The sequence below is a fragment of the Phascolarctobacterium succinatutens genome (genome assembly GCF_958453765.1).
GTDB classification, from domain to species: domain Bacteria; phylum Bacillota; class Negativicutes; order Acidaminococcales; family Acidaminococcaceae; genus Phascolarctobacterium_A; species Phascolarctobacterium_A succinatutens_B.
Window position 1 is genome coordinate 102,362 of sequence record NZ_CAUDZA010000004.1, and the last position, 6,195, is coordinate 108,556.

Consider the following 6,195-nt stretch of genomic DNA (forward strand, 5'->3'; position numbering starts at 1 on the left):
TTAGACCCTCCAATCATGTGTTTATAGTTAACCTTATACAAATTATAACAGATAAAAGTAATTTCGTCAAACAGCAGTGCGCACAGTGGCTAATTTAACATAAAAAATGCTAAAAACTTCTCAAAACCTCCGGGGGAGGAGCAAAAAGCGAAGAATTCTCATAATCTGACGCTTTTCTCAGCATTTTCCTCAGTCGGGAAATAAACATGTCTATAATGCTGCCTTTTTACCACAAAGACTGCAAAATAATATTTTACGTCCGATAATGTATATTATGTTAAATTTTCCTTTTCTCAGGCGTGAGATTTTCATGCACTGCAATTCATTGCACTTGTGTAGTTAAAAGTGCCATTCGTTTACTTGCTGTTCAAGGCTTTTTTCCGTTATAACGTCGGTTTTTTTGATAAAAAGCATCGCTGTAGCAGCTTTTTGGTTACAGCTCAGTAAAATTTTGTTGTTATAAGCAAAATCCTTCAGCAAATCGGTATCAGCATTGATGCCGATAAGAGCTTTTTCCTGGGTGAAGTCAAAATTTGTCTTATAATCCTTCAAAGCAAAGTATTCGTTGCTGAAACCCTTCATGCGCTGCAGACCTTCGGAGATAAAACTCTCAACCGCAAGTCTGTTGGCAACAGGCGTTGAAAGAAGCTCTTTGATTTCAGCGTCAGTAATGTTATCAACACTGGCAGTAATCAGCAGATGATTCCAGTGCTGCAGAACATTACGCGCACCGCTGCTGTAAAGCTCCGTAACCTTCTTCTGGTATTCGGGGTCAGCCTGCGGAATAGCTAATACGGAATAAATACTGTCATAATCAGTATTTGCGGCAACCTCCTGCATTTCCTTCAACGAAGAAGCCAAAGTCAGGTAAAATGTGCCCTTGTCCTTATATTTAAGATTCAGCTGGCCGTAGAACCAGTCATCCGGCAGCTGCACACTTTTGCCGGCTGCGGCATCGGTAAAGCTGATAGCCTTCGGCGTGCTTGTCGGAGCAAAAGCCTTAAAGCCCTTCAGCAAATCAGTATGTGCTTTATCAAAGCGCTGCATGGTTTCGGCCGGTACATCGCGAACAAAAACGTTCTCAACCTCCAGAGCCTTTTCCATTTCTTCCTTTACGGAAGCAGCAGATTTGGGCTCGGTCTTCGCTTCTTCGTTTTCTTCATCAGTGTCTGTTTCGTCGATATCTGCATCGGCATCAGCAGATTTTTCGTCCTTCTTGGGTGCGTAAAGATCCTGGTCTGTGTTTACTGTCGACAGCAGATAAAGTCTGTCGTTGGCAGAAACAAGACTGGTATCAATTTTAACCAGCACATCACCCTGTTTATATAGGTAGGAAATAGTAATTGCCTTTTTGCCGGCAATTTTTCCTGTCTTAATAAGAGGCGTAAGCTTTTCCAGCTTTTCTTTAAGCACCTTGCTCTGAATCGTCAGATTGCCGTTACTGTCATGCTCGGCATATTTATCAAGCTCCAGCAGCGGCGCAGGCACGGTTTTCGGATTAAGCTGGGAGCGCTCCAAAAGTGCCAGCTTCTCATATTCCGCATCAAAATAAGCCGTAGAGAATTTTTCGCCTAAAATCTGCTCCATATCCTCTGCTGTGTAATAGTTAACAATATTAACTGCGGTATTTTTTAAATCCTCTTCGTTCTGATAAACCTTTTTGCTGCTGATATTGGTATACGCATAAACCTTCTTCGCTTCCAGCTTATAGTAAGGCTGTCCGTCCTTAACGCTGTAGCCTGCATAGCTGTTTTCGTAGGCTGAAGCGTGCGCAGCGCACAAAACAAGCACTGCCGCCAAGGCTGTAATTTTTTTCATATACTCACCATCCTTTTGTTGGAAAAACGGTGGAATTATTTATTGTAGACGATGTTAACCATCACGCCGCTGCCCAGGTTGCAGGCATTAGCTTCGTCAGTGTCGATATGAACCTCGTCAGCATGCTTTACGCCCGCACGTACAAGAACATTATGCAGTGTTACGGAACGCTCGCCCTCTGTCTGGATATCAACGATATCGCCATCCTTCAGACCGTATTTTTCAGCGGTTTCCGGATACAGATGCACGTGACGTGCTGCGATGATAATACCTTCCTTCAGCTCCAACTCACCCTTCGGACCGATGAGCTTAGCGCCTGCGCTGCCTGCGATATCGCCGCTGTTGCGGATAGGAGCATCCAGTCCGACCTTGCGCGCGTCGGTCAGAGAAAGCTCAATCTGAGTTTCCGGACGCAGAGGACCGATGATACGCAGCTTCATGGAATCCTTGGGAGTTACCATGGTAATCTGTTCTTCGGAAGCAAACTGACCGGGCTGGCCGATTGGCTTTTTAACGTGCAGCTCACTGCCTTCACCAAATAAAATATCCATATGCTCACGGCACAGATGTGCGTGACGTGCAGAAACACCTAAAACTATCGGAAATTGCATTGTATGTCACCTCATAAAATAATTTTTTGTTTATATACCTATTATAGCTTTAATTGCGGTAATTGTCATCAGTTATCGAATTTTTTTTCATATAATAGGATATCAGCTACAGGCAAAGCTTCTTTTTCCTACATATATACAGGTATACAGGCAAAAAATAATAGGACCGGGTTTCCCTAGTCCTATTATTACACAAGATTTTTTTAGAATTGACCGCTTACCATGAAATGGATGCGAGTTGAATCTACATCAGTATTATTGATTTCCTTAATCAAAGGCACGCCCAATGTTACCACAGCACCGATGTGCTTGGTGATGTTGCTGCGCACGCCCAGGCCACAGCTTGTCAGTACATGGCTGTCAAAGGCACTGTCGCCAAAGACCTGTCCATGATCCATAAAGGCGAAGGCACTAGTCTTTTTGTCCTTAGTCACAGGCACGGAATATTCCAGGCCCACACTGTAGCCACTGTCGCCGCCAAGCAAGCTTTCTTTGTAGCCACGTACGCTGTACATACCGCCAATGTAGAACTGGCGGGCGGAAGGCAGATAATTGTTGAAGCCACGCTGTGCGTCCAGGCGCAGGCTTAAAAGCTGCCCATGCTGATACATTTTCTGGTACAGGCCGTTAAGCTGGTACATGGAAAAATCCTTGTCATTATCGGCAATATCGGTATGCGTACCAGCGTTAAAGCTGTGCTTTTGGTAAATAACAGAGCTTGCGCCGTAATTAGTTACGGAATATCCTGCCGTAACGCCTTTAATAGCATCATCGAGCCAATGTTGGCCGCTGAAATCAGTCTTAGAATTTTGCTGACCGTAATCAAGTGTTGCCTCAGTACGGATCTTTTCCGTCGCTACCAACAGTTGGCTCAGACCAACGTTCATCGCGTAAGCATGACCACGTACATTCAAAGGCTCCAGTATTCCGTCAGTAATGTGAACACTGTTAGTGCTGTACTGTATGTTCAGCTTAGTACCGCTATGTCCTAAGGGCCTGCTGTAGCCAAGGCCGAAGGATTTGGTGCCATCGCTCAGCATCGTGTTCAGCGTCAGCGCGTCACGCACACCTGTCAGGCTTCTGTCCGTAAAGAACAGGCCGCCACGGTATTCGCCGCTCGTATCACTGCCTGCGTTGTCACTGTAAACAGTCCAGGTAATGTTTTGCGGTTCATAAGCGCTGATGACGTAATCCGTAGTTCCCGGCTCGCTGCCAGCCTGCAGAGAAATGCGCAGCTGCACGTCATTGGCAGCGTTAAAGCGCAGTAAATCGTCATTCAGCTTGTTGATGTTGGCAACCTCGCCCTGCTTCAGGCTCATACGCTTGCTGATGTATTTGCTTTTGGTATACTTGTTGCCCTGCACCTCAACAGCATTCGTTTTGCCTTCGATAAGCTCAATTTTTACCGTACCGTTTTTGATCGTCTGTGCCGGCAAAATTGCACGACAGGTAAAGTAACCATTATCAAGATACAGCTTGTTGATTTTATTCACCAGCTCGTACAAATCCTTGACGCCAACCTCTTTACCGATATATTCGTCCGTCAGCTTCTGCAGCTCTGCCTGCTCCAGTACAGTGGATTCATCAAGCTCCAGCTTTTCCAGCTTAAAGGTCACTGCAGCCTGCTGCTCTGCATCAGGCTTTTGGCTCCCCTGCTCTACCTTGCTGCTAGCCTTAGCCTTGTCCTCAGCAATCTGTCTGGCAACACGCTGGCGCTCCATATACTCTATAGTTCTGTTGGCTGCCACACCGGCGTTATTCAAGCCGCTTTTATTGAATTCTGCTTCCTGCGAAGGTGTAGGCGCTGCGAAAGCAGCGGCACTGCATCCCAGCAAAAGCGTAACCAGTAGCAAGCTTGTTTTATTAGTAATCATCGACAACACCCCTTTGATATACAAAATTTTGCTGCATCCGGCAGGCTAATTGGCCTGCCAGATGAGCTGCATTATTCTTTTATATTCCTTTTCCAGATGCTTGATGATTACATCCAGCACGGTATAAATCATGTCGCCCTCTAGCCTGCCATTTTGGCAGAGCAGACAGCTGTCTAGGAAGAGTGAACCGTCATCAGTAAGATAATATTTAAAAACCTTATATTGACGGTTCACCTTGTTGATTTCCCTCAAAATAGCCACTTCGTTGCTCTCGTTGACAGCATTTGCTGCCAGCTGCACGCGAAGCATACCATAAATACTGCTGTCCAGGATGACCAGCGTCGGCAGACGCTGGCCTTCAACAACAATGTGAGAACGGAAGACCACTGTGTTCAGCTTATCCTCGCTAATCTGTTCAATAGCAAAGCAGGTAATCTTGTTATTATCCAGATATTTGATAAAAGCCTCTGCCTTTTTGTTCATCAGCGTTTCCTCCTATGCTTCTACAGTGATTTTTTCGGGTTCACTCTTGCTATTGTCTTCATCCAGGTCATACAGGTCATAGCGGAAGTATTGTACTACGCCAGGTGCATAGTTAATATCATATTCCTCCGCTTTGTTCTCATTGAGCTGATACAGCATATAGTCTACAGCGCTATAGTGTTGGTTATAAACATAATAGTAATTACGCAGGTAAAGCAGTATGCCGTTGCTGTACTGAATGTTCGGCTGTTCTGCGAAGTGCAGGTACATCCATTTATACGGTTTTATACCCTCCTGCTGCCATTCAGCTAAATTGTTAGCAGGGTTATTCACTGCAATGTTGTTCCAATAAATGCTGTCGCTATCGTCACGTTGCGGCGGTGCACCCCATACAGCAGTCTTCATATGCTTATTGCTGAAATGAGCAACATTATTGACTACCAGCTTATCGATATTGAATATGCCCTCGCTTACGTTAATAGAGCCGTTATTCAGCCACAGATGATCAAAGCGGACACCCTTATTAGTAATTATCTCACCAATATTTAGGTTGTCAATAGGCTTATTGGGCTGTGCGCTATCTGGAACTATAGTCAGAAGGCCGTCAGCATCCAGACGCTGCTGAATCTTATCGATATTGATGTCGCTGCTCTGTGCAATAATCTTGGTGCCTGCGATAAGCTCATCAACCTTCAGCTGCTTGCCTTCGGTCTTCAGCTGCAGAGCTACCAGATTGCCGTCGATTTTTGCCAAGGCAAGATTGCCGTTGACAACGTCGATAAGCGCGTTGTTGGTAGCATAAATCTCGTGCAGGTCAACATCTCCGGCACCCTTGATCTGCAGTGCGAAGTTGCCGCTATTGATATCACCCTTGTCGCCAAGAGCGGTAAATTTGTTATCGTCATCAGTTACATTACCGTTCTGCAATACGTCGATATTGATGTTGCCATGCTCGGCAGTTACGTCGCCGCCGAAGATGATATCGCCCTGAGCAGCATCTGTCTGCAGGTTGATATTGCCAGTTGTACTGTTGATAATACCGCCGGTAGTAATGCTGCCTTTAGCATTGTAATCAACATTCTTCTGTGCAGTAACTTGACCGTTGGTCGTAATGCTGCCGCCTGCGTTCAAATCTACGTTAGCATTAGTAGAAGTGAGGCTACCGTTGGCAGTGATATTATTCGCTGCGTCGATATCTACTGCCTGACCAGCAGTTACGTTCTGGGTATTTACGCTGCCACCTTTAGAGTTGAGCACTGCATTACCGTTTGTTGCAGTAACATCGCCTTTGGTGTTGATATCGCCGTTAGCATTGGCTGTTACGTTGTTATTAGCATTTACTGTGCTATTCGTCGTAATGCTGCCGCCTGCGTTCAAATCTACGTTAGCATTAGTAGAAGTGAGGCTAC

5 protein-coding genes are annotated in these 6,195 nt (G+C 45.4%); all 5 read right to left on the reverse strand.

Annotation, left to right across the window (positions count from 1 at the left end):
• Positions 1–339 precede the first annotated feature (339 nt).
• Positions 340–1,818, reverse strand: coding sequence for a hypothetical protein (locus Q7Q81_RS03365; RefSeq protein ID WP_304273724.1), 1,479 nt, complete (start codon positions 1,816–1,818; stop codon positions 340–342).
• A gap of 35 nt (positions 1,819–1,853) precedes the next feature.
• Positions 1,854–2,429: a phosphate propanoyltransferase gene (pduL, locus tag Q7Q81_RS03370; RefSeq protein ID WP_021720810.1), complete on the reverse strand. Its 576-nt coding sequence runs from the start codon at positions 2,427–2,429 to the stop codon at positions 1,854–1,856.
• A 203-nt stretch (positions 2,430–2,632) separates the two neighbouring features.
• Complete coding sequence (locus Q7Q81_RS03375; RefSeq protein ID WP_304273726.1) at positions 2,633–4,303, reverse strand: ShlB/FhaC/HecB family hemolysin secretion/activation protein; 1,671 nt, start codon at positions 4,301–4,303, stop codon at positions 2,633–2,635.
• A gap of 45 nt (positions 4,304–4,348) precedes the next feature.
• A complete protein-coding gene (locus Q7Q81_RS03380; RefSeq protein ID WP_304268440.1) occupies positions 4,349–4,786 on the reverse strand; it encodes a YbjN domain-containing protein in 438 nt (145 codons plus the stop codon).
• Positions 4,787–4,798: 12 nt separating this feature from the next.
• A partial coding sequence (locus tag Q7Q81_RS03385) for a hypothetical protein (protein ID WP_304273728.1) occupies positions 4,799–6,195 on the reverse strand: 1,397 nt, incomplete at its 5' end.

Excerpts from the sequence above, each read along its gene's own strand:
- pduL (WP_021720810.1), bottom strand. The coding sequence starts at position 2,429 with ATGCAATTTCCGATAGTTTTAGGTGTTTCTGCACGTCACGCACATCTG.
- Q7Q81_RS03380 (WP_304268440.1), bottom strand. The coding sequence starts at position 4,786 with ATGAACAAAAAGGCAGAGGCTTTTATCAAATATCTGGATAATAACAAG.
- Q7Q81_RS03375 (WP_304273726.1), bottom strand. The coding sequence starts at position 4,303 with ATGATTACTAATAAAACAAGCTTGCTACTGGTTACGCTTTTGCTGGGA.
- Q7Q81_RS03365 (WP_304273724.1), bottom strand. The coding sequence starts at position 1,818 with ATGAAAAAAATTACAGCCTTGGCGGCAGTGCTTGTTTTGTGCGCTGCG.